At 38.4% G+C, this 1,603-nt stretch carries 1 protein-coding gene and 1 pseudogene; both read left to right on the forward strand.

All coding sequences use genetic code 11. The features are described from left to right. A partial coding sequence (locus GQ594_RS12250) for a DUF2345 domain-containing protein (RefSeq protein WP_237398527.1) occupies positions 1-197 on the forward strand: 197 nt, incomplete at its 5' end. Between the two features lie 24 nt (positions 198-221). Further along, positions 222-1,603 (forward strand): annotated as a pseudogene (locus tag GQ594_RS11820) (hypothetical protein); the annotation flags it as partial.

The raw sequence follows: 1,603 nt of genomic DNA on the forward strand, positions 1-1,603 counted from the left end.
GTGGCTCTTATATCAAAATCAGCAGCGAAGGTATCGAACTGGGTACACAGGATAATATCTATCTTAAGTGTAATGTGTTGCAGAAGATGGGGCCGGCGAGCAATCAATTATCCGCAAAACTAAATAACAAGAATAAAGCGCTCGAAGTCCTATTAAAAAAACATGTAACGTTTAGTTCAAAAGGCTTTTCGGCATAAGGCATAAGGAATAAGGCAATAAATATGACCATAAAAAAAATCGATAATTTCAACTTTCCAATTGGCGAAAAACAACTCAGCCAAGATGCGTATTATAAAGCATTATCAGAAGCTCACAGTGGTTTTTATCCGTTTGGTGAAAATGGGATATGGCACGGTGGCATTCATATTGATAAATTTGTATTAGATAAAGTAAAAAGTGACGATAAACTGCGTTGTATGGCCAATGGTGAAGTAATTGCTTATCGAGTCGATAATATTTACCATAAAATAGTCTATCAGGACAATGTTGAGCTAAAAACGCCTTATAAGGAACAGCAAGAGGTGGCGTATTTTTCAACAGGATTTACCTTGGTTAGACACCTTTTACAAATGCCTAAAATAGCTAATTCAACTGACACGCCTCCCTCAATCACCTTATACAGTTTATATATGCATCAGCTAGATTGGTATGGTTATCAGCAAAAGAAACAGAAAGGAAATGGTAAGGTTAGCTATCCTCATTATTGGCAATCAGCTGAATTAGGGAAGGTCAATGAAGCAAAAGCAGAAACCATTACGGGTAGTGTAATACGAGAAAATGGGAAAAATACAAACGTAGTTGGCTTATTACTAAAGGGGAGTAAAGTTCGTTTAGGTGAACAAAAAGAGGATATGCCCGGTTGGTATAAAATTGTGTCGATAACCACCGGCACGGTGGTGACACCAAATGGGTTTCAAACTGAATTGGGCAATATTACTGGTTATGTTTGGCATAAAGATATTGGTACGACAGCAAAAGATAGACCGACAGGAAAGACCGCGGATGCCAATAAAGACTATGAAATCTGCAAGGAAGATAATAAAAAAGTTGGCAACCCCGAAGTTGAAGTAAAAGGCATTGCGGTTTATGGTACGGCAAACAGTAAACAGAAATTAACTTATTTACCAAAGACAGCGACGTTTGAATTTGACGGTCAAGAGAAGGGATATGCCAAAATTCGAAAAATCAATAATTGTGATGTACCTAAAGTATTGGTTGTTGAAAATGGCGGAGATGATGCGCCGCATAAGGGGTATGTCAAATTAACCTCAGTGTCATCATCGACTTTCGAGCCAGGAAAGTTAGATAAAATTGTGGTATTAAAAGCACCGATGCCAATAAAGAAAGGTGATTTTATTGGTTACCTTGGTCATAATGTGAGTCAAAGCGAGCGTTTTGACGAGCCTAAAGAAGCCCCGTTATCGAACATGAAACGGGCGTTAGACAATCGATTACAGCCATTGGCACATATTGAATTATTGACCTGTGATGATTTGCCTGAGTTTATCACTAAAACCCGTGCCTTAGCAGACCAGTTACCTGAAAGCGAAAAGACTATCATATTAGTTGAAAAAGAGGCCATATTAGCACAAGCCGCTAAACC

Source organism: Gilliamella sp. Pra-s52 (genome assembly GCF_009795805.1).
GTDB lineage: Bacteria > Pseudomonadota > Gammaproteobacteria > Enterobacterales > Orbaceae > Gilliamella.